This window comes from Mesorhizobium terrae, from assembly GCF_008727715.1.
Lineage (GTDB): Bacteria > Pseudomonadota > Alphaproteobacteria > Rhizobiales > Rhizobiaceae > Mesorhizobium > Mesorhizobium terrae.
Genome location: NZ_CP044218.1, coordinates 5,102,430 through 5,125,772, shown reverse-complemented (window position 1 = coordinate 5,125,772; position 23,343 = coordinate 5,102,430). Strand labels below are relative to the sequence as shown.

Below are 23,343 nucleotides of genomic sequence, written 5' to 3'. Positions count from 1 at the left end.
GCTCCGTTCGCGGCTTCAAGTCGTCATGGCATGCCAGCGCTGCAACCGCGCGCCACCTCTCACTGCCCACCGGTCACCACTGTCAGCACCTTGAACGGCGTGGTCACGACGATCTCGGCAACCGAGCCGACGGCGCGGCCGAGACCGCTGCCGAGGTTTTCGAGCGGCTGGTCGCCGCCGGGCTCGGCCGAGGCGAGCGCCGCCGGCGTGCGCAACTGTTTGCCCAGCAACTGCACCAGGAGCGGGTTGTCGGCGAATTTGGCGTGGTTGAGGCTGTCGCCGCTCTGGGTCTTGGTGAGGTCGGCCACCACCACGCCATACTGGGCGAGATCGGCGGCATTGCCATAGTCGCCGACGCGCGGCTTGTCGCCGGAAATGAAGGTGGAAAGCTGCAGGGCGCGATCGTCGGCCGAAAGCAGCACGGTGAAGGGCCGCTTCGGCTTGCCGTAGCGCAGCATCTGCTTCTTGAAGACGTCGACGTCGATATCGGGAGAGGCCAGAACGACGTAGCCCAGCTTGCCCGAAAGGTCGCGGTCGCCGGTGATCGCCAGCTGGCGCAACGCTTCCATCGCCACCCAGTTGCCCATGGAATGGGCGATGATGTCGATGCTCTTGGCCTTGGTCTTCGCCAGCATCCTCAGCGTCGCCTCAAGATCGTCGCGGGCGGCGTTGGCGCTTTCCTTGTCATAGATGTAGCCGGTGGTCTTGCCAGCCGAGGCCCAGGAAAACAGCACCGGCGTGCCGGGATAGTTTGTGTCTTGCACGATCTGCGTCAGCCGGAAGACGCCGTCGTCGAAACCGTTGTTGTAGCCATGCACGAACACCAGCACACGCCCGTCGGCGCGGGCGATGTCGGCGCCGACCGCCTGCTCGAATTCCTTGGCGTTGCCATAGAGCACCGCGCGCTGGGCGGTGAAATGCTTGGCGGGGTCGCTCTGCCCGCGACCTCTGGCCCGCTCGATCTTGCCGATTTCATGGATCTTCGGCACGGAGACGTCGACGCGCGCATATTGCGTGTGTAGCGAACGGTCGCTGCTGAACACCTGCCTGGGCTCGGTCTTCGCGGGCTTGCGGGTGGTGGCGACATAGATGTCGTGCTTGGCCGCGATGGCGGAAGCCGGCGCTTCGACAGCGGTCTTGTTCAGGAGATCGTGCGTGTTCGAGCCGGCGCAGCCGGAGGCTGCAAGCGCGATGGCGACGACGAACAATGCCTTCCAGCGCATGATGCCGTTCCCGATGTCTTCACGCCGGAGCCTGGCGTCCATCCTCGAATAGTGGCTGAACCGAGCCCAGTCCAGCGCAATCCGGCTTTGTCTACATCATGCCGAGCTGGCGGATACGGTCGGTGACCTGGCGGTCGCTGGCGAAGCCGTCGTCCTCGCGCAACCGCTGTCCGAGCAGCCTGACCATCTCGGGATTGTCGGCGAACTTGTTGTGGTTGAACGCGTCGGTGCCTTGCTTGGACGACAGATCGACCACCGAAACGCCGTACTGTGCCAGGTCGTCGGCGTTCTTGTAGTCGCCGAGCCGCGGCCGCGAACCGGCCAGGATTCCCGACAGGCGCAGCGCCCGGTCGTCGTCGGACAAAAGCACGATGAACGGCTTGTCCGGCTTGCCGTAGCGGCGCATCTGGCTCTTGAACACGTCCACGTCGATGTCGGGCGAGGCCAAAACGACATCGCCCAGCTTGCCGCCGAGATTGCGGTCGCCGGTGATGGCCAGCTGCCGCAGCGTTTCCATCGTCACCCAGGTGCCCATGGAGTGGGCCACGATGTCGATGCGGCGGGCGCCGGTCTGCGCCAGCATGCGCAGCGTCACCTCCAGCTGGTCGCGGGCGACGCTGGCGCTCTCGCGGTCATAGACATAGCTGGTGGTCGAGGCGCCCGAAGCCCACGAGAACAGGACCGGCGTGCCGGGATAGTTGGAATCGTTGACGATCTGGGCGAGGCGATAGACAGCGTCGTCGAACGAGGTGTTGTAGCCGTGCACGAACACGATGACGCGGCCGCCGCGCGCGGCGATATCGGCGTTGAGCGCGGTCTGGAATTTTGGCGACGCGTCGTAGCCGACCATCTGCGAGGCCATGAAATATTTCGACGGATCGTCGGAGGTGCCGCGGCTCTTGCGCTCGATCTGGCCGACCTGGTGCTCCTTCGGCACCGTGACGTTGACGCGCGCATAGTTCAGCGAGGCCGAGCGATCGCCGTCGAAGCCCTGGTTCGGATCGTCGGCGCGCTTGCGGGTCGTGGCGATGAAGATGGCATGATTGCCGACGATGTCGGAGACCGACGCCGTGACAGCCGCACTGCCCAGCACCTCCTGCGACGACTGCGTGGCGCAGCCGGCGGCAAGGAGCGCCGCCGCAATGATCAGGAACCTTCTCAAACGCACGATACGTCCAGCCCTGCTAATGCCGGCTCCCGCCGGTTCTCGGTTAGATGGAAGCAGCCTCCGGACAAGCGAAGTGCGGCCAAAGTAAGTCCAGGGCCGCGAAAACCATGCCCACGGCGATCTGTCGAGAGCCAACTGTTGCACCAAAGCCAAAATGGCGTCAGGAACGGTTACAACAATCGCAACAAGGGCTTGTCCGATGACCAGCTTCGCCGACCGCGTCGCCAATGCCGCCGCCGCGGTACGCCAGATCTTCCCCGAGACGCCCCTGCAGGAGAACGACTACCTGTCACGCAAATTCGGCGCGCGGGTGCTCCTGAAGCGCGAGGATTTGACGCCGGTGCGCTCCTACAAGATCCGCGGCGCCTTCAACTTCTTCCGCAAGGCGCTGGCCGAGGGCAACGAGGCAGAGTTGTTCGTATGCGCGTCGGCCGGCAACCACGCCCAGGGCTTCGCCTTCGTTTGCCGCCATTTCGGCCGCAGGGGCGTGGTCTTCATGCCGGTGACGACACCGCAGCAGAAGATCGACAAGACAAGGCTGTTCGGCGCCGAATACGTCGAGATCAGGCTGGTGGGCGATTTCTTCGACGAATGCTATCGCGCCGCCTTCGAATTCACCGAGCAGAGCGGCGCCCATATGGTGCCGCCCTTCGACCACAAGGATATCATCGAGGGACAGGCCACCGTCGCTTATGAGATCGCCGACCAGATGCCCGGCGCGCGCGTGCCCGACATCGTGCTGCTGCCGGTCGGCGGCGGCGGGCTGGCCGCCGGCGTGTCGCATTATTTCGCCGAGCGGGGCAGGGTGCCGCGTTTCGTCTTCTGCGAACCGGCCGGCGCGCCGAGCCTCAAGGAAAGCCTCGCCGCCGACAAGCGCGTCAAACTCGCCAAGGTCGACAATTTCGTCGACGGCGCGGCGGTGGCCGAGATCGGCCGCGAGCCGTTCCGGCACCTGAAAGGCTTTTCGCAGGATGACGTGCGGCTGGTGCCCGAAAACCGGCTCTGCGCCACCATGATCGAGATGCTGAATGTCGAGGGTGTCGTGCTGGAACCGGCGGGAGCGCTCGCCATCGACGCGCTCAAGGATTTTCCGCGCAAGGAGATCAAGGGCAAGACCGTCGTCGCCGTCGTCTCGGGCGGCAATTTCGATTTCGAGCGCCTGCCCGACGTCAAGGAGCGGGCGCTACGCTTCGAAGGCTTGAAGAAATACTTCATCATCCGGTTTCCGCAGCGGCCGGGCGCGCTGCGCGATTTCCTCGAAATGCTGGGACCTGACGACGACATCGCCCGCTTCGAATATCTGAAGAAGTCGGCGCGCAATTTCGGCTCGGTGCTGATCGGCATCGAGACCAAGGATCGCCGCAATTTCGATCTGCTGCTCGCCAATTTCGACACACATGGCGTGCAATATCAGGACATCACCGAAAACGAGACGCTGGCGGGCTTCATCATATGAGCGAGATTGGTTTCGTCGCGCTGTTTTCCGGCATCAATGTCGGCGGCAACCGCATCGTGAAAATGGCGGAGCTGCGCGCTTTCTTCGAGGAGCTCGGCTTCACCAATGTCGCCAGCTACGTGCAAAGCGGCAATGTCGTGTTCCGCGCGGCCAAGGCGGATGCGGTGGCGCTGACCAGGACGATCGAGGCGGCGTTCGAGAAGCGCTGGGGCTTCTATTCGCGCATCATGGTGCGCGACGCCGCCTGGTTCGAGCGGCTGGTGGCGGACAATCCTTATCCGGAAGTCGCGGAGGACCCGACCAAACTGCACGCGATGGCGCTGGAGCGGGAGCCGACGGCCGAGGAAATCGGCCGGCTCGCCGAAAAATGCACGGGACCGGAGCGTTTCGCGGTTAAGGGCGACGTGCTCTACCTTCACGCGCCGGACGGGCTCGGCAGGTCGAAATTCGCCGAAATCCTGCCGCGCACGCTGAAGGTGCCCGGTACCACGCGCAACTGGCGTTCGGTGCTTGCGCTGGCCGAGATGGTTTCGCCGGCGCCGCGCTGAGGCGGCGAAGGATCAGGCAGCCTGGCGTTGCCAGGCGAAGGCCAGTTCCTCGCGGAAGGCAAAACGCTTGATGTGGTCCTCGACCACGCTCTCCAGGCGCTCCAGCGATGCCGCATCGGCGGCGGTCAGCGCGATGCGCAGCGCGGTGTCGCCGGCGTCCATCACGGTGCGGCCGATGGTCAGCTCGATCTCGCCATGGTTCGGGTCGAAAGAGACCGGAAACTTGTGCGCCCAATGTTTGCAGAGCTGCTGCAGATAGCGGCTGGCATGTTCGGTGGCGACGTCGGCATGACTGTTGGACATGGAATTCTCCGTTTTCGATTGTCCTGGCTGGCGTCACGCTGGCTGGGTGAGGCGGGCCTGACCTGAAATAGGTCGGACCCGCCGGAAGTCAGGTATCTTGTTACCAGGTACCGGTGTTCGGCATCGAGGCCCAGGGTTCGGCCTTGCCCTTGGCCGGCCCCTTCTGCAGCAACTCGATCGAGATGCCGTCGGGCGACTTGATGAAGGCCATGTTGCCGTCGCGCGGCGGGCGATTGATGGTCACGCCCTTGTCCATCAGCTGCTGGCAGGTGGCGTAGATGTCGTCGACCTCGTAGGCGAGATGGCCGAAGTTGCGGCCGCCCTTGTAGTCTTCGGGATCCCAATTGTAGGTCAGCTCGACCAATGGCGCGCGCGCCTCGACGCCGCTTGCCTCGTCTTCGGATGCCGCCAGGAAGATCAGCGTGAAGCGGCCCTGCTCGTTTTCGTAGCGGCGCACTTCCTTCAAACCCAGCTTGTTGCAGTAGAAGTCGAGGGATTGTTCGACATTGGCCACACGGACCATCGTGTGCAGATAGCGCATATTCGTCTCCAAGCTTGGGGTGTGGCGCACCATAGGGGTCGTGAGGATACCCCGCAACGTAGAAAAACAACGCGACGGCAGTCGGCAAACAACGTTTGTGGTGGAGATTGAATGAGCCGGTGAAAAAAGGCACGTCAGCTCTTGCACACCCCGGAAGCCGCAGTGTTAATCTCATGTAAAGAATCAGTTGATGCAGTTTCGGAGAAAGGGGGCGTTCTGATGGGGGAAAAAGCCTCTCTGATCGGGCGGGGTGCGCTTCTAGGCGACACCGCCGGGCTCGACGAGATCGGTGAAACGGCGGACCTTTTGGAGGTCTCCGGCGCCATCAAATGGTTCGACGTTGCCAAGGGTTATGGCTTCATTCTTCCCGACGAAGGCGATTCCGGCGATATCCTCCTGCATGTGACCTGCCTGCGCCGCGACGGTTTCCAGACCGCGCTCGAAGGCGCGCGGGTGGTCTGCCTGGTCAAGCAGGGCGATCGCGGACTGCAGGCGTTCCGCGTCCTGTCGATGGATATCTCGACGGCGGTGCATCCTGCGGAGATGCAGGAACAGCGCACCCATGTCGCGGTTACGCCCGAGAGCGGGCTGGAGCGGGCCCTGGTCAAGTGGTTCAACCGCACCAAGGGATTTGGCTTCCTGACGCGCGGCGAAGGCACCGAGGACATCTTCATCCATATGGAGACGTTGCGCCGCTACGGTGTCACCGAATTGCGGCCGGGCCAGGTGGTTCTGGTGCGCTATGGCCGGGGCGACAAGGGGCTGATGGCCGCCGAAGTCCATCCCGATGTGGGAACCCTGCCGGTAGCGCATTAAGCGCACCGCATTCCCAAAGCGATGGCCGCCGGAAGGCGGCCTTTTGTTTATCCGCCCATGTGTTTATCCGCCATGCGCCGTTTTCCCGCCGTCGATGACGAGCGAGGCACCGGTCATGTAGGGGTGGTCGTTCGAGGCAAGCACCAGCGCGAATGCCGCGATCTCGTCGGCGGTGGCCATGCGGCCAAGGCCGGGCACGTTCGACTTCGCCCATTGCGCGGCCGCGACTTTCCAGGCGGCGTCGGGAATTGCCTCCATGCCGGCGACGCGCCGCACCAGTTCGGTGTCGGTCGTGCCCGGCAGCAGCGCGTTCACCCGGATGTTGTGGGCGGCATAGTCGAGCGCGGCGGCCTGGACCAGCCCGACCAGCGCGCGCTTGCTGGCTGTGTAGGCGGCACGCTTCGCGCTGGTGGCGATGGCGTTGGACGACGAGGTCACGACGATGGTACCGCCGCCCACCGCCATCATATGCGGGAGCTGGTATTTCATGGCCAGGAACACACCGCGCAGATTGGTGTTCACCACCCGGTCCCATTCGTCGGCGCTATATTCGTGCAGCGTCTTTTCCAGCGTGATGCCGGCATTGTTGAACGCCACGTCGAGGCGGCCGTAGCGGTCGACGACCTTGGCGATGAAGGCGCTCACGTCCTCTTCCTTCAGCACGTCGGCGGGCACATAAAATGCATCGCCGCCGGCCGCCTTGATCTCGTCTTCGACCTGTTGGCCGAGATGCTGGCGCCGGCCGCAGAAGCCGACCTTGCCGCCCTCGCGCGCAAAGGCGATCGCGGCGGAGCGGCCGATGCCCGATGTGGCGCCGGTGACGACGACGACCTTGCCTTCGAAGCGCCGGCCTTCGATGCGTGGCGGAGGCGGCGGGCTGGACGATTGGCCAAGCACCACGCCGCCGGACAGGCCGAGCGCCAGCCCGGCGCCCACGCCCACTGCCGCCGTGCCCAATATGCGCCGTCGCGAGGGTTTGCCGGTGTCTTGCGTCATTGTTTTCTCCTTTTGCGGGCGCTGACGTAAGTTCGTTCAGCGCATGTGTGGCCGTTCATCGGCGGCGATCATGGTGCAATCTCCCTTCTCCCCTTGCGGGAGAAGGTGGCCGAGCGCGGCGGCGCAGCCGCCGTAAGCGAGGTCGGACGAGGGGTGCTGGACGGAGTGCGCCCGTGCCAATGCCTCCCCTGAGATCAAGGTGTCCGACCCGCATCGCGTCGTTTCTTCCAACACCCCTCATCCGGCTTGGCGCGTGATGCGGTAGACGGCGGCCGGCGGCACGTTGCGCAGGGTCCTGCCGACCCGCTCGGCCTTGAGGTTGAGCTGCTCAAGTACGGACGGCGCAACCGGGCAGCGCGGTCCGTAGGTGAACTGGTAGAAGGCCGCCTCGGGTCGTAGCCACCGGAACGAACCGGCGAGGATCGCCGTCACCTTGGGCGGCGGCATCGACAGGAGCGGCAACCCGCTTATCGCGGCGCCAGCCATCGCGGCGTCGAACAGCGGTGACTGGCCGATCGCGGCGGCATCGATTTCCAGCACCCTTGCATCTGGGAAACGCAGCCGCAGCAATCTGGCGAAATCCCCGCCGAGCTCGACGAGGGTGAGGTCGCTTTCGACCACCTGCCGCCTGATGAGTGCGCGGGTGAAGACGCCGGTGCCGGGCCCGAGTTCCAGCACCGGTCCCGTCGCGCCGGAGATCTCGCTGGTGATCAGATCGGCCAATGCCTGGCTGGACGGCGTCACCGAAGCCACCCGCAAGGGAGCCGATATCCAGGCGAGAAAGAAGGCGAGTGCGTCGGCCGACATGGCTGATCTCCGGTAGTGTGCCGGCGCCCAACGCGCGGCAAACCCGAAGGTAGGTCTCTTGAAACTGTCCGAGAATACGACATAAACTACATGTACTATGCATTCAGGCTTCATAATTACTCGCGATCAGCTGGACGGTGTGGTTGCGTTCCTGCGCGTCGCCGAATTGCGTTCCTTTCGCGCCGCCGCGCAGGAACTCAGCCTTTCGCCATCGGCGCTGAGCCAGATCGTGCGCGCGCTGGAGGCCCGCATCGGCGTAACGCTTTTGACGCGCACCACCCGCAGTGTCGGGCTCACCGAAGCAGGAGAGCGCTTCGTCGATCACGCCCGCCCGGCGCTGGACCGGCTGATGTTGGGTTTCGAGGCCGCGCAGGCGCTGGGCGCCGAAGTGACCGGCCTGCTGCGCATCACCGTGCCGCGCCCGCTATTGCCGTTGCTGGCCGACGAGTTGCTGTCGGAATTCTGCGGCCGCTATCCGGCGCTGGAAGTCGAACTGTTCGCCGAGAACGCGCTGACCGATATCGTCGGCGAGGGTTTTGATGCGGGCGTGCGGCTGGGTGAGCTTGTCGAGGCCGACATGGTGGCGATGCGGCTGACGCCTTCCTTCCGCTTCGTCGTTGTCGGCGCTCCGCACTATTTTGCCCGCCACGGCCGGCCGCAGCGACCGGCCGACCTGCAGCTTCACCGCTGCATCCGTTCGCGCCGCGCCTCGCGACGCGCGATCTATCGCTGGGAGTTCATCGAGGATGGCCGCGACATCGAGGTCTCGGTCGACGGTCCGCTGATCGTCAATGATGGGGACTTGAACATCGCCGCCGCCATCAAGGGGCTTGGACTGGCCTATGCGCCGGAGCCGCTCGTCATGCCGCTGGTGCGCAAGGGGGAGCTTGAAGTGGTCCTCGAAAAATACGCGCCCGATTCACCTGGATTGTTCCTTTATTACCCCAGCCGCTCCCAGATGCTGCCCAAGCTGCGCGCCTTCGTCGACTTTGCGCGCGAGCGCGTGCGTGCCCGTTTCGCGAGATTGATGGCATGACGGTTGCCGGCTTGGCTTTGCCTGTTCGGCATGCTCCAACAGGCGTCGTCACGATTCCGGCCGCTTTGCATGGGTCGATGGGCGAAGCTGATGTGAGGCCGCGATGGTTCGATTGAATGCCGTGAAGGAAGCCAGACCTTCGCTTGCCGCCGTTGCCATGTTGGCGGCGCTGGTCGCCATCTGCCTCAGCCTGTTCGTGCTCTCGCCGGCCACCGCCGAGAACCAGGCGATGATGCTGCCGGTCGATGCAGCGCCTTTGGTCGCGGTCACCGCCAAGGGCGACCGCGCCTTCCAGATCGAGATCGCCGACACCGAGGACGAACGCGAGGCGGGACTGATGTTCCGGCAGACCATGCCGGACGACCGCGGCATGTTGTTCGTGTTCGATCAGACCGAGGGCGTCGGTTTCTGGATGAAGAACACGCCGATGCCGCTCGACCTGATCTTCATCGGCGAGGATGGCCGCATCAGCGCCATCCGCAAGGGCGAGCCGCAGTCGGAGGCCGTCATCGCCCCTGACGCCCCCGTGCGTTTCGTGCTCGAGCTGAAAGCCGGTACCGCGGCTCGCCAAGGCATCGCCGAGGGCGACCTGATCAAGCACCCGGCCGTCCAGGCCGTTTCCGGCACCAAGTGAAGAGAGCGGGACCACGCCATGCAATCCTTCAGCCATGAAGGCTTCGACCTTGCTTTCCTCGACCGCCAGCCCGCCTCGGGCAGCGGCGACCCGGTGCTGATGATCCACGGTTTCGCCTCCAGCCATTATGTGAACTGGGTGGCGCCGGGCTGGTTCAAGACGCTCAACGATGCCGGCTACCGCGCCATCGCCTTCGATCATCGCGGCCATGGCGCGTCGACCAAGACTTATGACGGCGCCGATTACACGCCCGACAAGATGGCGTCGGACGCGGCGGCGCTGCTCGACCATCTCGGCATCGAGCGCGCCCATGTGATGGGCTATTCGATGGGCGCGCGGGTGTCAGCCTTCCTGGCGCTGTCGGAACCTGGCAAGGTGGCGACGCTGGTACTTGGCGGGCTGGGCATCGGGCTGGTCGACGGTGTCGGCGACTGGGACCCGATCGCCGAGGCGCTGCTCGCAGACGAAGCAGCAGCTATCACCCATGCGCGCGGCCGCATGTTCCGCGCCTTCGCCGACCAGACCAAAAGCGACCGTGAGGCCCTTGCCGCCTGCATCATCGGCTCGCGTGACGAATTGTCGGAGGACCAGGTGGCGCGCATCGCCCAGCCGACGCTGATCGCCGTCGGCACCACCGACGACATCGCCGGCTCGCCGGACGAACTGGCCGCACTCATGCCCAACGCCACGGCTTTCCACATCGAAGGCCGCGACCACATGCTTTCGGTCGGCGACCGCACCTTCAAGAAGCGCGTGCTGGAATTCTATTCCGAACATCCGCTCTGAGCTCTTCAGCAGCGCGATGGTCGAACTCCTCGTCACCTATCTCGACATGACGGCGCCGCCATCGGGGCCAGCGCTGGCCAGTCCTGTTGCCACGGCCACGATCGGCCGCGAAAACCTCTCGCTGGCTGCCTATCTCGATCTTTATCGCGCCGTCGGCGAACCTCTGGATTGGGACCAGCGGCTGCGCATGCCGGCCGCCGAACTCTCGGCCCTGCTTGCCCATCCGTCGACATGGCTCAATGTCCTGCGCGTCGATGGCACCGCCGCCGGCTTCTGCGAATTCAACGGCGTCGGCGAACCGGTCGTGGAGCTGGTTCACTTCGGCCTGGTCGCGGCCTTCCAGGGCAGGCGGCTCGGACCCTATCTGCTAGACAGTTCGTTGCGCGCCGTATGGGCGACGCGGCCGCAGCGCGTGTGGCTGCACACCGACACCAACGATCATCCGAAGGCGCTGTCGGTCTACCAGCGAGCGGGTTTTACCGTCCGCGAACGGCGGATGGAAAATTTCCCCGATTAGGGGCGAGGGCCAAGCCTCAACGCCTCGATCGAGCGCTTCAGATTTTCCCGCGCCTGGCGCTCGAGGCGATCGCGGAAAATCTCGGTGTGGAAGATATGGTCGCGCTCGACGAAGGTCTTCAGCACCGCGCCGCGGCCCGCCACCCAAAGCGGCTCATCCACCCAGGCATATTCGCGCCGCACCGCCGCCTCATAGGCATCGAACACGGGCGGCGCAGCTCCCAGGATCGACAGGTCCATGTCGAGCAGCAGCGCCGCGTCGCGCCGGGCGGGCGCGGGGTCGAGAGCCGGAACCGTATGGGTAGCTGTCGCCTCGATCATTGCGACGATGCGGCCGATGCGCTGCGCGTTGGTTCGCCCGTCCAGTTTCTCGGCGGCGAGCACGGCACTTTGCGCCTCGTTGTCCTTGGCGCGGCTGTCATAGATCGCGTCATGGAACCAGATCGCCGCTTCGACCGCCTCGGGATCGGAGAATGCAGCCCGGTGTTCGTCAAGCAGCCGCAGCAGCGCCTCGATATGGGCGATGCCGTGATAGTGGCGGTCGGCGGTGCGGTAGAGGGCCGAGAGCTCGGCCTTCATCTCATGCGTGAGAAGCGGCGGTTTCATTGTCCGGTGAACTCCGGCCGGCGCCGTGCCTTGAAGGCGGCGCGACCTTCGGCATAGTCGGTGCTGGCGAAGGTAAGGTCTCCGGCCGCGCGGGCGCGTTCTGCGTCCGCAAGGTCGCCGCTCAACTCGGCGTTGATCGCCAGTTTCGAGGCCTGCACGGAAAGCGGCGCGTTGGCGGCGATCGTCGTGGCAATGGCCATCGCGCGTGGTTCAAGCTCGTCGGCGGCGACGATTTCGAGCAGCAAGCCGGCCTCAAGTGCTGCGCGCGCATCGATGCGCTCGCCGGTGAAGGCAAGATAGCGGGCCATCTGCTGGCCGGCCGCGCCGACAATGTCGCGCATGGCATCCTGCGGATAGGCGAGACCGAGCTTCGCCGCCGGCACGGCGAAGAGCGCATCGGGCGCTGCTACCCTGAGATCGGCGGCCGCGGCAAGGCCGAAGCCGCCGCCGAAACACACGCCCTTGAGCGCCGCGATCACCGGCGGGCGGGCATTGCGCACCGCCGCGAAGGCGGCCGAATTGGCCGCCTCGTAGTGACGGGCATTGTCGCCGCCGCGCAGCGTGTCGAATTCGGCGATGTCGGCACCGGCGGAAAAATCAGCGCCTTCGCTGCTCAGGATAATGGCCCGCACCGATGCATCGGCCGACAGCGCCTCGAAGGTGGCGGCCAGCGCTTGCCACATGGCGAAGGTGATGGCGTTCTTCTTCCGCGGGCGGTTGATGCGCACAGAGGCCACGTTGTCGGCGACCTTCACGATCAAGGGTTCGTTTTCCATCGCCGGTTGAAAATCCGCGTGCCAAATCCAATTGAAGATGCACTAAGGAAAATTGAGTTCACCCGTGCTATGATATGGCTTATAGCAGCGGCCGGATAAGACAAGCCTGCCCTTGGAGACTATCCATGAACAGCATCAGCATCGCCCGTCCGAGCGCCTTGCAGCCTGTCGATCCGATCTGGCGGGCGATCCGCGACGAGGCCATGGAGGCTGTGAACCGCGACCCGCTGCTGGCCGCATTCCTCTATTCCACCATCCTCAACCAGGACAGCCTGGAGGATGCGGTGATCCATCGGCTGGCCGAACGGCTTGCCCATCAGGATGTCGGCGCTGACCTGATCCGCCAGACCTTCAAGGCGATGCTGACCGACGATCCCTCGTGGTCGAGCGTCGTGCGGGTCGACATCCAGGCCTATTTCGACCGCGATCCGGCCTGCGACCGCTTCATCATGCCTGTGCTTTATTTCAAGGGCTTCCACGCCATCCAGACGCACCGGCTGGCGCACTGGCTATGGAACCATGGCCGCAAGGATTTCGCGCTCTATCTGCAGAGCCGCTCCTCCTCGGTGTTCCAGACCGATATCAACCCGGCCGCCCGCATCGGCAAGGGCATCTTCCTCGACCACGCCACCGGCTTCGTCGTTGGCGAGACGGCGGTGATCGAGGACGACGTCTCGATCCTGCACGCCGTGACGCTGGGCGGCACCGGCAAGGCCGGCGGTGACCGTCACCCCAAGATCCGCCACGGCGTGCTCATCGGCGCCGGTGCCAAGATCCTCGGCAATATCGAGATCGGCCATTGCTCGAAGGTGGCGGCCGGTTCGGTCGTGCTGTCGGCGGTGCCCCACAACAAGACGGTCGCCGGCGTTCCGGCCCGTGTCGTCGGCGAGACCGGCTGCGACCAGCCTTCGCGCCAGATGGACCAGCTGCTGCCGTCGCAGTCGATGGAGCATGTCGTTTCGTTCGACATCTGAAGTGTTTTCTCCTCTCCCCGTTTACGGGGAGAGGATGCCGGCAGGCAGGTGAGGGGCGGGAACAATCGCCGAAGACTTGCGCAGCCCCTCATCCGGCCCTTCGGGCCACCTTCTCCCCGTAAACAGGGAGAAGGAAGACAGCGTCGACCCGATTGCCTTTACATCGCCATCCTTGCCATGTCAGAAGCGCTGGACGCCGTGTGCGCCGGATGGTGCCAGGCAGCCATTTCCTAGCGGAGAAAGCCGTTGAAACCCGACGAAATCAGAAAACTCGACGCCTATTTCAAGCGTGTCTTCCAGAACCCAAGGCTGGAAGTGAAGGCGCGTCCGCGCAAGGAAGATTCGGCTGAACTCTATCTCGGCGACGAGTTCCTCGGCCTCGTCTACAAGGATGAGGAAGAAGGCGACTACAATTTCTCGATGGCGATCCTCGACATCGATCTCGCCTGATCAGGGCATCGCACTATCTTTGGAGCGCCGCACGTCCAAAGGGACGCGCGGCGCTCTAAATGTTTTTGAAGCTGTGCGCCGCCACCTACTTCTTCGGCGCGACGCCCGTTTTCAGGCCATGCGCCGCAAAGGCCAGAACGGCGGCGTCCAGCGCCTGCCAGTCGGCCAGGAACTCCTTCGGAAAACGGTAGGTGAGGCTGAGCCTCTCGCCGACGAGCACGTCCCGCTCGCAAGGCGCCAGCGACTGTTCGGCGCTCGGCCCGACAAGGCAGCGCGCGACGAACGGGTCCTTGCCCGGCCGCTCGGCCACCGCCAGCATTTCATTCAGATAGCCCGATTTTTCGTTGAAGCCGTAAAGCGTGATGCCGCCCGGGCCCGGCGTTCCTGGCTTGGCGATCAGCGAACTGTAGATCGGCCCGAAGCGGCCGCTCATGTCGCGCGACATCGACTGTTCCTCGAAGGTGAGGAACAGGATGGTCCTGTTGCCGCTGGCATTGTTGAATTCGTCGCGGGCGGCGGCGCTGTAGCCGTCCATCCTGGGATAACGCACATAAAGATCGAGCCGCTCGGCCACGCCGTTGCGCCGTGCCTTGTCGAAGCGGATGACATTGTCGGGCATGGCCAGCACATTGTTGCCGATGACGATTTCGTGCACCGTCGTCGCATCGGAATAGCCACCCATGGCGATGGAGCGGCCGTACCATTTTCCAGCGACGCTGATGGTGGCCGACAACAGCGCGACAATGGCGAAGCCGTAGAGAACCTTCATCATCAGCGTCGAATCGACAACCGTGAATTCATGACTGTCGGCGACGGGCTTGCTCATGCGGGGCTCGACGATTGCGGGTTTCGGATGGTCGCGACGCGCGATTCCGGCAGGCTGAGTATCCGGTTGGACTGTGCGGAATTATGGTAAATGGACCGTAAAGGGCGGCGCCGATGCTTGTCATCGAAGCCGGCGTTCCTCTACTGTCCGCCCGATCCGAATGGAAAGCTCAGGAAGAACAATGCCGCTCTATGCACTGGACGGAAAGGCGCCGCGCTTCGTCGATGCCGACAGCAATTGGGTCGCGCCGGATGCCACGGTGATCGGCGATGTCCGCCTCGGTCGCAACGCCGGCATCTGGTTCGGCGTGGTCATCCGGGGAGACAACGAGCCGATCACGATCGGCGACGACACCAATGTGCAGGAACACACCGTCATGCACACCGATATCGGTTTTCCGCTGACCATCGGCGCCGGTTGCACCATCGGCCACCGGGCCATGCTGCATGGCTGCACGATCGGCGACAACAGCCTGATCGGCATGGGTGCCATCGTTCTCAACGGCGCCAGGATCGGCAAGAACTGCCTGGTCGGCGCCGGCGCCCTGGTGACCGAAGGCAAAGAGTTTCCAGACAATTCGCTGATCGTCGGTTCGCCCGCCCGCGTGGTGCGCAGCCTGGATGACGGCGCAGTCGCCGGGCTGCGCGGCTCGGCCGCACACTATGTCGCCAACGGCAAGCGCTTCAAGGATGGCCTGAAACAGCTTTGAGCGGGCACGTTCCCGTGCCAGCCTCAAAAAAGGCGGAGCCGGCCCGGGGACTGGGCCGGCTCCTTTACCCGGTCTTCGGGGACGGGGAGGGTAGGGACTCGACCGGGTATTCGCTGCTCCACGAAGCGATGGGAGGCCTTGTTGTGGCCTCCCTGTGCCTCAGCGGACGCTGGCGACCGCGTCGGCGCGGCCGTCGGTGATCGTCACCCAAACGCCCGAATTCACTTCGGACTGGCGCTTGAGATAGGTGTAGGGGGTCTCGCTCCACAGCTTGACCTTGGGCTGCAGATTGTCGAGCACGAAGTCGCCCATCGAGGTACGCACGGTAAGCACGGCATGGCCGTCGCCATTCGGCTGGCGGGCAACGGTGATCAAGAGGTCGCCGGCCGGCACGCCCATCGCCATCAGCTCGCGGCGCTTCTCCATCGCATAGTCCTCGCAGTCGCCGTAGCCGTTGTCCGGGTAGGACCAATATTCCTCGACACCGTAGTTCTCGAGATCGGTGCGCGGCTTGATGCGGGTGTTGACCGAATTGTTGACCTGGATGATCTCGGCCCACAGCGGACGGCTGAGCTCAATCGGCGCGCCCTTTGGCGTGCGCTCGTTGCATTCCTGTGGCAGGCGCTGGCAAAGGTCGTAGTGGCCAACCGGCTGCGTGGTACGATCGCTGGTCGGCATGAACTTGGCACCGGCCTCGGCAGTGCCCAGAGCGCCGAACAGAAGCGCCGCCGCCAGAAGCAGTTTGCCCGTCAGTCCCGTCATTTTGCAGTCTCCCCGTTTGCGAGGATAATGACAGGGTCGAATTTATTTGACGCAAAATCGGGGAGTAGATATTGAGTAAAACATAGAATGAATTGAATTCAACATTGAATTGAATAAGTATAAAATAGTTACGATTTTTGTTGGAAATTGTTAACCATGTGAAGCTCGCGGAAACCGTGCTTCCGTTGAAGGGGCGTTTGGCGCGCAATCCGCGATAATGGACGCCGTCTGCTCACCGTCGCGGGTCAGAGCCGCGATGTTGAAATCCGCCAAACGTGGCACGTCAGCCTGCCAGGCTGGGGCGACTTCATCAGCAACATTGCAAGTTTTGATTTGCCGTCGCCAAGTTTTTACCACTTGCGGTCGGTTCGACTAAGGTCGAATATTGGCAAATGAAGGACAAAGCCTAACAACGGTCTGGTTCCGGTGAGATAATGGCTGTTCTGCAAGGCGATGGCCTCCTGCGCAGTGTTTTGGACCGGGCCGCGGTCGGCATGGCGCTACTCGACGAGGCTGGACATTGCCTCTATGCCAACAGCGCTTTTGGCGCGCTTTTCGGTTTCGAAACGCAAGAAAGTATCGACCAAACGCTTGCGGCCATCACCCATCCTGATGATCGCGGCAAGCTGGGCTCGTCTGTGGAGGCGGGCGAAGGTATCGAACGGCGCTATGTTCGCAAGGACGGCACCGCTTTCCACGGCCTCACCAGCATCTCGGCCTTGGGCGAGGCGGCCGCCGGCACGCCGTTCCGTTTCGTTTTGCAGATCGTCGACATCGAAGCCCAGAAGCAGGCCGAACTGCAGCTCGCCGAAAACGAATGGCGCTGGAACAATGCGCTGCTGGGCTCCGAGCAGGCGGTTTGGGACACCGACGTCCTCACCGGACGGATATGGATATCGCCCCAGATCAGGACGATGATCGGTCTCGAGCCCGGCGACGTCGAGATCGACGAAGCCGAATGGGCGCAAAGAATATATCCCGACGATCGCGATCGCGTGCATGACGCGGTCAAGAACATCGTTACCGGCCGGTCATCCACATTCGAGGAAGTTTATCGGCTCCGGCACGAGAACGGGCAGGCGGTCTGGATTCATGCGCGCGGCAAGGTGGTGCGGCGTTCGGCCGAAGGCAAGGCGCTGCGCTTCGTCGGCACCGTCACCGACATCACGCACCAGAAGGAGATGGAGGCCCAGCTTGCGACGGCCTCCGAATTGCTGGAGGTGGCGCTTGAGGTTGGCGGCATCGGCATCTTCCATGTCGATTATCCGAGCGGCAACCGTCACTGGGATGCGCGCACCCATGAATTGCACGGGGTAACGCCGCAGACATTCGACGGTTCGGTCGAAGCGTTCAACGCACTGCTCAGTCCCGAGGACGCCGCCAAGACCAAACGCACCCGCGAAGCGGCCTTCAAGGCGGGCAAGTCCGGCTACCAGCTCGACTACCGTATATTCCTGCCGCGAAAGAAGGCCTACAGGCACATCCGCGTTTCGGTGCGGCTGATCCGTCGCTCGGATGGCACTGTCGAACGCGCGATCGGCGCGTGTTGGGACGTCACCCAGGATGTCGAGCGCAACGCGGAACTGCGCGATACGCTGGCGCAACTTGCAAGCGTGACGGAGCGGCTGCAGCTTGCCCTGGAGGCCGGCGAGGTGGGCACCTATGATGTCGACCACACCACGGGTCTGCGCACCTGGGACGAGCGCACATTGGCGCTCCATGGCGTGGCGGCCGGCGAGTTCGATGGCTCGCGGGAAGCCTATCATCGCCTCATCCACCCGGACGATCTGCAGCGGCTTCGACAGAGCTTGAGCACGTTCGCGGCATCCGGGGACATGTTCCAGTGGATCGAATACCGGGTCGTTCATCCGCGCTCGGGCGAGGTTCATCACATTCGCGCCGCGACCAAGGCCATCCGCAAACCCGACGGCACCGTCCACCGCTTTGTCGGCGTCTGCTGGGATGTCACCGAGCAGGTCCAGCGCACGAAGCAGCTCCACGACACGTTGACCCTGTTGGAAACCGTGATGCGGGGCACACCCGACCTGATCTTCGCCAAGGATCTCGATGGCCGCTACCTCGTCGCGAACAAATCGTACGAAAAGCTGGTCGGTCGGTCGGGCTCCGACCTCATCGGCAAGACGGCGCAGGACCTCTACACCGCCGAAGTCGCGCAACAGATTACCGCCAACGACCGGCAGGTGATGGAAAGCGGCGTCGCCAGCACATTCGAAGAGACGCCGATCAACGAGGGTGTCCGGCGTGTCTTCTCGACGACCAAGGCGCCGCGACGCAACGAGAAGGGCGAGATCGTCGGCATAATCGGCATCGCGCGCGACGTGACCGAAATGAAGGCCGCCGCGGCAGCCTTGCGCAGAAGCGAAATGCGCTGGCAGTTCGCTGTCGACGGCGCCGGCGACGGCATCTGGGACTGGAACCGGGAAACTGATCAGGTCTTCTATTCGCAACGCTGGAAAGCGATGCTGGGTTACGAGGGCGATGAAATCGGTTCAACGGTCAACGAATGGTCGGACCGCGTGCATCCGGAAGACCTGCCCGGTTGCCTCGCGATCATCGAAAAGCATTTCCGCGGCGAGACGCCGGATTTCGCGCTGGAGCATCGGATGCGCGCCAAAGATGGTTCCTGGCGCTGGATCTACGATCGCGGCAAGGTGATCGAGCGTAGCGACGACGGCAAGCCGCTGCGCTGCATCGGTACGCATACCGACGTTACCGAGCGCAAGCGCGTTGAGGCGGCGATCCTTGCGCTGAACCAGCGTTTGCAATTGGCCGTCGAGGCCTCGGAGGCAGGTATTTTCGATCTCGACTTCGCCACCGGGCAGTTTACCTGGGACGAGCGCATGTACGAGCTGTACGAACTGTCGCGCGACGGATTCGACGGCACGCTCGACCATTGGATGACCTTCATCCATCCCGACGATGTGCCCGAAGTGCTTCGTCGCTACGAAGTCGGCGTCCAGGAAACGTCGGTTTTCTCAATGGATCTGCGCATCAGGCAGCAGCGCTCGGGTGCCATGCGCCACATCCGCTCGCTTGCCAAGCTGACACGAGACGACAATGGCGCGCCGCTGCGCGCCGTCGGCATGAACTGGGACATCACCGATCATGTCGAGCTGACGGAGGCGCTGTTCGAGGAGAAGGAGCGGCTGCGCATCACGTTGCATTCCATCGGCGACTCGGTGATCTCGACGGACGCGCAGGCGCGCATCACCTTCATGAACCCGATCGCCGAGGAAATGACCGGCTGGCTGGCCAGCGAAGCCGCCGGCAAGCCGCTGCGCGATGTGTTCAGGATCGTCGACGAGCAGACCGGCGACGCTATCCCGGACCCGGTCGAGACCTGCCTCGACCGGATGCAGCCCTTCTATCTGAGCGACGGCGCGATCCTGATCGCCCGCAATGGCGAGCGCCGCAGCGTTCGCGATTCCGCCGCCCCCGTGCGCACGGCGACCGGCGAGGTCATCGGTGCGGTGCTGGTGTTCCAGGACGTGACCAAGGCACGCACCCTGCAGCAGGCGCTGGAGCACTCCGCCAACCACGACAGCCTGACCGGTCTGCCGAACCGCGCCGCATTCGAACGCGAATTGCGCGTTGCCAATGAAGAGGCGCGCATGCAGCGCCGCGAACATGTGTTGTGCTTCATGGACCTCGACCGCTTCAAGCTGGTGAACGACACCGCCGGCCACGCTGCTGGCGATGCGCTGCTGCGCGAAGTGGCCAATGTGTTGCGCCGTATCTGCCGCACCGACGACATCGCCGCCAGACTCGGCGGCGACGAGTTCGGCCTGCTGCTTTATGATTGCGCCGTCGAACACGGCCAGAAGATCGTCCAGCAGCTTCTGCGTCAGCTGGCGGCGCTCAAATTCGCTTGGGATGAGCGGACCTACCAGGTCGGCGCATCGGTCGGCCTGACGGCAATAGACAGCCAGGGTTTGCGCATCGATGAGTTGATGAGCCAGGCCGACATCGCCTGCTACACGGCCAAGACCGCTGGCCGCAACCAGATCGCCGTCTATGGCGGCGCTGGCAGCGAGGCGCACCGCAACCACCGCCAGGCGCAGGTCGCCGCCGGTATCCGCAACGCCATCGAGGCAAACCGCTTCCGTTTGTTCGCGCAGGAAGTGCGGCACCTGAACGGGAAGATGAACGGCGGCCGCCACTACGAGATTTTGCTCAGAATGCTGGGCGATGACGGCAGCATCGTCGAACCGGCCGCCTTTATCCCGGCGTCGGAACATTACGACCTGATGGGCAATATTGACCGCTGGGTGATCCGCACCACCTTCCAGGACTACGGTCCGCGTCTTGCCGAGGCGACCAACCTGTCCTTCGCCATCAACCTGTCGGCCAATTCGCTCAACGACCCCTTCCTGTGGCCGTTCCTGCAGGAGGAGCTCGATCGCTCCGGGTTGTCGCCGCGCCGGCTGCATTTCGAGATCACCGAGACCGCGGTCATCAACAACCTGACTGCTGCCAAGCAATTCCTGTCCAAGGCGCGCACGGCGGGCTGCGGCGTGATGCTGGACGATTTTGGCACGGGCCTCAGTTCCTTCACCTATCTGCGGCAGTTTCCGGTCAACGGCCTGAAGATCGACGGCGGCTTCATCCGCCAGATGACCGAGAACGATCTCGACAGGGCGATCGTGGAATCGATCAATGCCGTCGGCCATCGGCTGGGCGCGGTCACCGTGGCGGAGCAGGTCGAGGACGAAAAGACGCTGGAACTGGTGCGCGAGATGGGCATCGACCAGGCGCAGGGCTTTGCCATCGCGCTGCCGCAGCCGCTGGAAACGATCTTCTGAGCGTCGAAGATAACCAAGGCTGGCGGTCGACGCGATCCGCCAGGCAAGCCTGTGCCGAAACAGGCGAGATTTCGGCGGCGAACAGGAGAGGAGGCTAAGCCCGCGGCCGGTTGAACTCGGAATCGAGTGTCTCGGGACGCTGCACGACGGCGAACTCGATGGCGATGCCTTCCTCGAAATGGCGCACCACCTGGCCGCGCATAGTGCCCAGCACCACTTGCACGCCGATCGCCGGCTTGACGTCGATCTCGATCGCCGCGCCCGAAAGCGACAGGTCGATGATGCGGCACTGATACTGGCGGCCGTCGGAAAGATGCAGCACGCTCATCGGGTTGCGCGGCGCCACGCGCTCGTGGCGGCGGTCTTCCGGCAGGTCCAGCTCATGCTTGTTGGCCAGCCACGTCAATTGCGCGGCCAGCTTGTCGCGCTTGCGCTCCGAGGCAACCACGGTCATGGCGAAACCGTCCTGCAGGCGACGCGTCATCACGCCTTCGATGCGGCCGATATGGTCGAGATAGGCGATGATCTTTTCACCGGGTTCACCAGTGCGGTCCGCACGCAGGGCGACGTTGCCGGGTGACATGTCGATCACCTGGCAAGGATGCTCGCTGCGGTCTTCCAGCATGAAGCGGCCATAAATCTTCACGCGGACACGCTGAAAGTTGCGTCTTTCAGCTGCCGCCGGCGCGTGCTCGATCGCCGCTGACCTCATCACCACCCGTACCTCGTTGGCATTCCTACGCCGTTGCGAGGAATTTCGGGGGAACGCTACAGCATGAGAAGTTAAAAAATCAGAAAATGTTAACGTCAGCTTAGCTGCGTTTACTCTTCTTCACGCCCGCCCTCCAGCACGACGAGATGGCGTACCTTGCGTCCGCGCCCGAGAGGGCCGAGACCGTCGCGCCGGTCGAGGTCGATCGGCGCCAGCGAGGGTGGCGTGATCGCGGTGCGGCTGGCCAGGGCGGCCATCTCCTTGTCGGGGTCGACGATGCGGATCGACTCGATCAGCGCGTCGACGATCGGGTCGGAGCCGAGCCAGAATGGCCTTTCCGCCACCGAGACGATGCCCAGGCAGCGCGGGTGTTCGACGCCGCCGTCGAGCGGCAGCGCCAGAAGCTCGAACTTGCAGGGCCGGCCGCTGCGGCTGATCCCTTCATAGGTGATCAGAACCACCGATCGCTGGTCGAAGACGCCGTGAATGAGGCGCGACACCAGCCGCTGGTCCTTTTCGCGCCACAGCGAAGGAAAGGAGAAGCCTTTCAACTCGCGCCCATGCGTCGCGCACAGCCTCGTGCCCGCCAGCCGAAACACAGCCTCGCCGCGCGTGTCCTTCTCCAGGATGAAGGTATCGGCGAGCAAAGCCTTGATGTCGGCTGGCTCGACTTCGGTCCGCCGGGGGGCCGGGCGGCCGGCGCGCAGCCGATTCCAATATTGGAACAGTGCGATCGATCCGTTCAGGTTCATTTTCGATATGCTCCGCGCTGCCCTTTCACCGGATGTGCCATCGGGGAACAGGAGTGCGTCTTCCGATGACCTACATGGGACGCGGAGCAGGATGCGTGCCAGCTTGCCGGGCGTTTGTTAACCGGTCGGGGACGTTAAGGTTAACGAAAGGTTTAGATTGCCGCTCAAACTTGGCCGTGCAAGATTGAAATCACTCCAGTTTTCGCTGCCGCCTCGTTCCAGGCGGCGGCGCAGCAGGCAAAGACTTTCAGGGGAGCAAGGGGGCTCGACCAACCGCCCGAGGGAAACTTCGGGCGGTTTTCTTTGATTCGCAGGCCTCGATTCGGCGCCGATCTCCATTTGTGAAATAACGCGCCTTGCCTTACATGCTCGCGGACCGAAACGGGATGAACGCGATGAACGAGGCAGGACAGGCCGAGCCAACGCAGGATGAGGCCTTGCCGCACGAGCCCGTCTTCAACCTGCCGGCTGTCATCATCGCGATCGTCGCCGTCTGCTTCGGCGTGCATCTGGTGCGCCTCTATCTGCTGACCCAGCAGCAGGATATCGAGCTTCTCATCCGCACCGCCTTCATTCCGGTTCGTTATTCCGGGCAATACGATCTTGATTTTTATGCTTTTTCGAGCCCGTTCACCTATACGTTCCTGCATGGCGGCTGGGCGCATCTGATCGTCAACATGGTCTGGCTGGTGGCGTTCGGGTCGCCGCTCGCCAACCGCATCGGCGCGATGCGCTTTATCCTGTTCTTCGCGTTCACCGGCCTTGCCGCGGCATTCTTCTTCTTCGCCATCCATCCGACCATGCAGGCGCCGCTGGTCGGCGCCTCGGGCTCGATCTCGGGCATGATGGGAGCGGCCGCGCGTTTCGCCTTCAGCATCGATCGCTCCACCGGCAAGGGCGCATTTGGCGGTGCGCCATTGCCGTTCAGCGCCGTGCTGCGCTCGCGCGCCACGCTGAGCTTCCTCGCCGTCTGGATGGTCATCAACATCGTCACCGGCGTCGTCGGTTTCGTGCCGGGCAACGACAGCCAGATCGCCTGGGAAGCGCATATTGGCGGGTTTCTCGCTGGCTTCCTCTGCCTGCGCTTGTTCGATCGCCGGCAAGCCCGGCAGGCTTGATCGGA

24 protein-coding genes are annotated in these 23,343 nt (G+C 63.7%); 12 read left to right on the top strand and 12 right to left on the bottom strand.

Annotated features, from left to right (window positions below; all coding sequences use genetic code 11):
- Nucleotides 1-59: 59 nt before the first annotated feature.
- Together FZF13_RS25830 and FZF13_RS25825 are read right to left on the bottom strand one after the other, a co-directional pair.
- Nucleotides 60-1,223: an alpha/beta hydrolase gene (locus FZF13_RS25830; RefSeq protein WP_024926579.1), complete on the bottom strand. Its 1,164-nt coding sequence runs from the start codon at nt 1,221-1,223 to the stop codon at nt 60-62.
- Nucleotides 1,224-1,314: 91 nt separating this feature from the next.
- A complete protein-coding gene (locus FZF13_RS25825; protein WP_024926578.1) occupies nt 1,315-2,391 on the bottom strand; it encodes an alpha/beta hydrolase in 1,077 nt (358 codons plus the stop codon).
- Between the two features lie 199 nt (nt 2,392-2,590).
- On the opposite strand from FZF13_RS25825, the gene ilvA reads away from it, so the two are divergent.
- Nucleotides 2,591-3,847: a threonine ammonia-lyase IlvA gene (ilvA, locus tag FZF13_RS25820; protein WP_024926577.1), complete on the top strand. Its 1,257-nt coding sequence runs from the start codon at nt 2,591-2,593 to the stop codon at nt 3,845-3,847.
- A complete protein-coding gene (locus tag FZF13_RS25815) occupies nt 3,844-4,395 on the top strand; it encodes a DUF1697 domain-containing protein (RefSeq protein WP_024926576.1) in 552 nt (183 codons plus the stop codon). Before ilvA ends, FZF13_RS25815 begins: the two co-directional genes overlap by 4 nt.
- Before the next feature lie 12 nt (nt 4,396-4,407).
- Here the strand turns inward: FZF13_RS25815 and FZF13_RS25810 are convergent, their stop codons facing one another.
- Both FZF13_RS25810 and gloA read right to left on the bottom strand, forming a co-directional pair.
- Nucleotides 4,408-4,698 (bottom strand): DUF2218 domain-containing protein, encoded by a 291-nt coding sequence (locus FZF13_RS25810; protein ID WP_024926575.1) that lies wholly within the window; start codon nt 4,696-4,698, stop codon nt 4,408-4,410.
- 100 nt (nt 4,699-4,798) lie between these two features.
- A complete protein-coding gene (gloA, locus tag FZF13_RS25805) occupies nt 4,799-5,239 on the bottom strand; it encodes a lactoylglutathione lyase (protein WP_024926574.1) in 441 nt (146 codons plus the stop codon).
- A gap of 219 nt (nt 5,240-5,458) precedes the next feature.
- Here gloA and FZF13_RS25800 point away from each other — a divergent pair, with 219 nt between their 5' ends.
- A complete protein-coding gene (locus FZF13_RS25800; RefSeq protein ID WP_024926573.1) occupies nt 5,459-6,055 on the top strand; it encodes a cold-shock protein in 597 nt (198 codons plus the stop codon).
- Nucleotides 6,056-6,118: 63 nt separating this feature from the next.
- Here the strand turns inward: FZF13_RS25800 and FZF13_RS25795 are convergent, their stop codons facing one another.
- Together FZF13_RS25795 and FZF13_RS25790 are read right to left on the bottom strand one after the other, a co-directional pair.
- Nucleotides 6,119-7,051, bottom strand: a complete 933-nt coding sequence (locus tag FZF13_RS25795) for an SDR family NAD(P)-dependent oxidoreductase (RefSeq protein WP_024926572.1) — start codon at nt 7,049-7,051, stop codon at nt 6,119-6,121.
- A gap of 237 nt (nt 7,052-7,288) precedes the next feature.
- Entirely contained in the window at nt 7,289-7,858 is a 570-nt protein-coding gene (locus FZF13_RS25790; RefSeq protein ID WP_024926571.1) for a class I SAM-dependent methyltransferase, read from the bottom strand.
- Nucleotides 7,859-7,997: 139 nt separating this feature from the next.
- Between FZF13_RS25790 and FZF13_RS25785 the strand changes: the two genes are divergently transcribed.
- The 4 genes from FZF13_RS25785 to FZF13_RS25770 all read left to right on the top strand — a co-directional run bounded on the left by FZF13_RS25785 (nt 7,998) and on the right by FZF13_RS25770 (nt 10,831).
- The gene (locus tag FZF13_RS25785) at nt 7,998-8,894 is read left to right on the top strand and encodes a LysR family transcriptional regulator (protein ID WP_307419330.1); all 897 of its coding nucleotides are present in this window, start codon (nt 7,998-8,000) and stop codon (nt 8,892-8,894) included.
- Between the two features lie 103 nt (nt 8,895-8,997).
- The gene (locus FZF13_RS25780) at nt 8,998-9,528 is read left to right on the top strand and encodes a DUF192 domain-containing protein (protein WP_024926569.1); all 531 of its coding nucleotides are present in this window, start codon (nt 8,998-9,000) and stop codon (nt 9,526-9,528) included.
- An 18-nt stretch (nt 9,529-9,546) separates the two neighbouring features.
- Nucleotides 9,547-10,314 (top strand): alpha/beta fold hydrolase, encoded by a 768-nt coding sequence (locus FZF13_RS25775; protein WP_024926568.1) that lies wholly within the window; start codon nt 9,547-9,549, stop codon nt 10,312-10,314.
- Between the two features lie 16 nt (nt 10,315-10,330).
- A complete protein-coding gene (locus tag FZF13_RS25770) occupies nt 10,331-10,831 on the top strand; it encodes a GNAT family N-acetyltransferase (RefSeq protein ID WP_024926567.1) in 501 nt (166 codons plus the stop codon).
- On the opposite strand, the gene FZF13_RS25765 is transcribed toward FZF13_RS25770, so the two are convergent.
- The gene (locus FZF13_RS25765; protein ID WP_024926566.1) at nt 10,828-11,436 is read right to left on the bottom strand and encodes an HD domain-containing protein; all 609 of its coding nucleotides are present in this window, start codon (nt 11,434-11,436) and stop codon (nt 10,828-10,830) included. The genes FZF13_RS25770 and FZF13_RS25765 overlap by 4 nt on opposite strands.
- Nucleotides 11,433-12,212, bottom strand: coding sequence for an enoyl-CoA hydratase-related protein (locus FZF13_RS25760; protein WP_024927652.1), 780 nt, complete (start codon nt 12,210-12,212; stop codon nt 11,433-11,435). The genes FZF13_RS25765 and FZF13_RS25760 overlap by 4 nt, the downstream gene beginning before the upstream one ends.
- A gap of 125 nt (nt 12,213-12,337) precedes the next feature.
- On the opposite strand from FZF13_RS25760, the gene cysE reads away from it, so the two are divergent.
- Both cysE and FZF13_RS25750 read left to right on the top strand, forming a co-directional pair.
- Nucleotides 12,338-13,186, top strand: coding sequence for a serine O-acetyltransferase (gene cysE, locus FZF13_RS25755; protein ID WP_024926564.1), 849 nt, complete (start codon nt 12,338-12,340; stop codon nt 13,184-13,186).
- 246 nt (nt 13,187-13,432) lie between these two features.
- Nucleotides 13,433-13,636, top strand: a complete 204-nt coding sequence (locus tag FZF13_RS25750) for a DUF3126 family protein (protein WP_024926563.1) — start codon at nt 13,433-13,435, stop codon at nt 13,634-13,636.
- Between the two features lie 85 nt (nt 13,637-13,721).
- On the opposite strand, the gene FZF13_RS25745 is transcribed toward FZF13_RS25750, so the two are convergent.
- A complete protein-coding gene (locus FZF13_RS25745; RefSeq protein ID WP_024926562.1) occupies nt 13,722-14,462 on the bottom strand; it encodes a hypothetical protein in 741 nt (246 codons plus the stop codon).
- A 181-nt stretch (nt 14,463-14,643) separates the two neighbouring features.
- On the opposite strand from FZF13_RS25745, the gene FZF13_RS25740 reads away from it, so the two are divergent.
- A complete protein-coding gene (locus tag FZF13_RS25740; RefSeq protein ID WP_024926561.1) occupies nt 14,644-15,171 on the top strand; it encodes a gamma carbonic anhydrase family protein in 528 nt (175 codons plus the stop codon).
- 159 nt (nt 15,172-15,330) lie between these two features.
- Here the strand turns inward: FZF13_RS25740 and FZF13_RS25735 are convergent, their stop codons facing one another.
- Entirely contained in the window at nt 15,331-15,933 is a 603-nt protein-coding gene (locus tag FZF13_RS25735) for a transglutaminase-like cysteine peptidase (protein WP_024926560.1), read from the bottom strand.
- Nucleotides 15,934-16,367: 434 nt separating this feature from the next.
- On the opposite strand from FZF13_RS25735, the gene FZF13_RS25730 reads away from it, so the two are divergent.
- Nucleotides 16,368-20,756, top strand: a complete 4,389-nt coding sequence (locus FZF13_RS25730) for a PAS domain-containing protein (RefSeq protein WP_024926559.1) — start codon at nt 16,368-16,370, stop codon at nt 20,754-20,756.
- Between the two features lie 94 nt (nt 20,757-20,850).
- Here FZF13_RS25730 and FZF13_RS25725 read toward each other — a convergent pair whose 3' ends face one another.
- Both FZF13_RS25725 and FZF13_RS25720 read right to left on the bottom strand, forming a co-directional pair.
- On the bottom strand, nt 20,851-21,468 hold the full coding sequence (locus tag FZF13_RS25725) for a PilZ domain-containing protein (protein WP_024926558.1): 618 nt from the start codon (nt 21,466-21,468) through the stop codon (nt 20,851-20,853).
- 110 nt (nt 21,469-21,578) lie between these two features.
- The gene (locus FZF13_RS25720; protein WP_024926557.1) at nt 21,579-22,220 is read right to left on the bottom strand and encodes a PAS domain-containing protein; all 642 of its coding nucleotides are present in this window, start codon (nt 22,218-22,220) and stop codon (nt 21,579-21,581) included.
- 395 nt (nt 22,221-22,615) lie between these two features.
- Here FZF13_RS25720 and FZF13_RS25715 point away from each other — a divergent pair, with 395 nt between their 5' ends.
- Nucleotides 22,616-23,338, top strand: a complete 723-nt coding sequence (locus tag FZF13_RS25715) for a rhomboid family intramembrane serine protease (RefSeq protein WP_139116496.1) — start codon at nt 22,616-22,618, stop codon at nt 23,336-23,338.
- Nucleotides 23,339-23,343: the final 5 nt, after the last annotated feature.

Bases quoted from the DNA above. Each gene is read 5' to 3' on its own strand.
- FZF13_RS25830 (WP_024926579.1), bottom strand. From the start codon at position 1,223: ATGCGCTGGAAGGCATTGTTCGTCGTCGCCATCGCGCTTGCAGCCTCC.
- ilvA (WP_024926577.1), top strand. From the start codon at position 2,591: ATGACCAGCTTCGCCGACCGCGTCGCCAATGCCGCCGCCGCGGTACGC.
- FZF13_RS25815 (WP_024926576.1), top strand. From the start codon at position 3,844: ATGAGCGAGATTGGTTTCGTCGCGCTGTTTTCCGGCATCAATGTCGGC.
- FZF13_RS25810 (WP_024926575.1), bottom strand. From the start codon at position 4,698: ATGTCCAACAGTCATGCCGACGTCGCCACCGAACATGCCAGCCGCTAT.
- gloA (WP_024926574.1), bottom strand. From the start codon at position 5,239: ATGCGCTATCTGCACACGATGGTCCGTGTGGCCAATGTCGAACAATCC.
- FZF13_RS25800 (WP_024926573.1), top strand. From the start codon at position 5,459: ATGGGGGAAAAAGCCTCTCTGATCGGGCGGGGTGCGCTTCTAGGCGAC.
- FZF13_RS25795 (WP_024926572.1), bottom strand. From the start codon at position 7,051: ATGACGCAAGACACCGGCAAACCCTCGCGACGGCGCATATTGGGCACG.
- FZF13_RS25790 (WP_024926571.1), bottom strand. From the start codon at position 7,858: ATGTCGGCCGACGCACTCGCCTTCTTTCTCGCCTGGATATCGGCTCCC.
- FZF13_RS25780 (WP_024926569.1), top strand. From the start codon at position 8,998: ATGGTTCGATTGAATGCCGTGAAGGAAGCCAGACCTTCGCTTGCCGCC.
- FZF13_RS25775 (WP_024926568.1), top strand. From the start codon at position 9,547: ATGCAATCCTTCAGCCATGAAGGCTTCGACCTTGCTTTCCTCGACCGC.
- FZF13_RS25770 (WP_024926567.1), top strand. From the start codon at position 10,331: ATGGTCGAACTCCTCGTCACCTATCTCGACATGACGGCGCCGCCATCG.
- FZF13_RS25765 (WP_024926566.1), bottom strand. From the start codon at position 11,436: ATGAAACCGCCGCTTCTCACGCATGAGATGAAGGCCGAGCTCTCGGCC.
- FZF13_RS25760 (WP_024927652.1), bottom strand. From the start codon at position 12,212: ATGGAAAACGAACCCTTGATCGTGAAGGTCGCCGACAACGTGGCCTCT.
- cysE (WP_024926564.1), top strand. From the start codon at position 12,338: ATGAACAGCATCAGCATCGCCCGTCCGAGCGCCTTGCAGCCTGTCGAT.
- FZF13_RS25745 (WP_024926562.1), bottom strand. From the start codon at position 14,462: ATGAGCAAGCCCGTCGCCGACAGTCATGAATTCACGGTTGTCGATTCG.
- FZF13_RS25740 (WP_024926561.1), top strand. From the start codon at position 14,644: ATGCCGCTCTATGCACTGGACGGAAAGGCGCCGCGCTTCGTCGATGCC.
- FZF13_RS25735 (WP_024926560.1), bottom strand. From the start codon at position 15,933: ATGACGGGACTGACGGGCAAACTGCTTCTGGCGGCGGCGCTTCTGTTC.
- FZF13_RS25730 (WP_024926559.1), top strand. From the start codon at position 16,368: ATGGCTGTTCTGCAAGGCGATGGCCTCCTGCGCAGTGTTTTGGACCGG.
- FZF13_RS25725 (WP_024926558.1), bottom strand. From the start codon at position 21,468: ATGAGGTCAGCGGCGATCGAGCACGCGCCGGCGGCAGCTGAAAGACGC.
- FZF13_RS25720 (WP_024926557.1), bottom strand. From the start codon at position 22,220: ATGAACCTGAACGGATCGATCGCACTGTTCCAATATTGGAATCGGCTG.
- FZF13_RS25715 (WP_139116496.1), top strand. From the start codon at position 22,616: ATGAACGAGGCAGGACAGGCCGAGCCAACGCAGGATGAGGCCTTGCCG.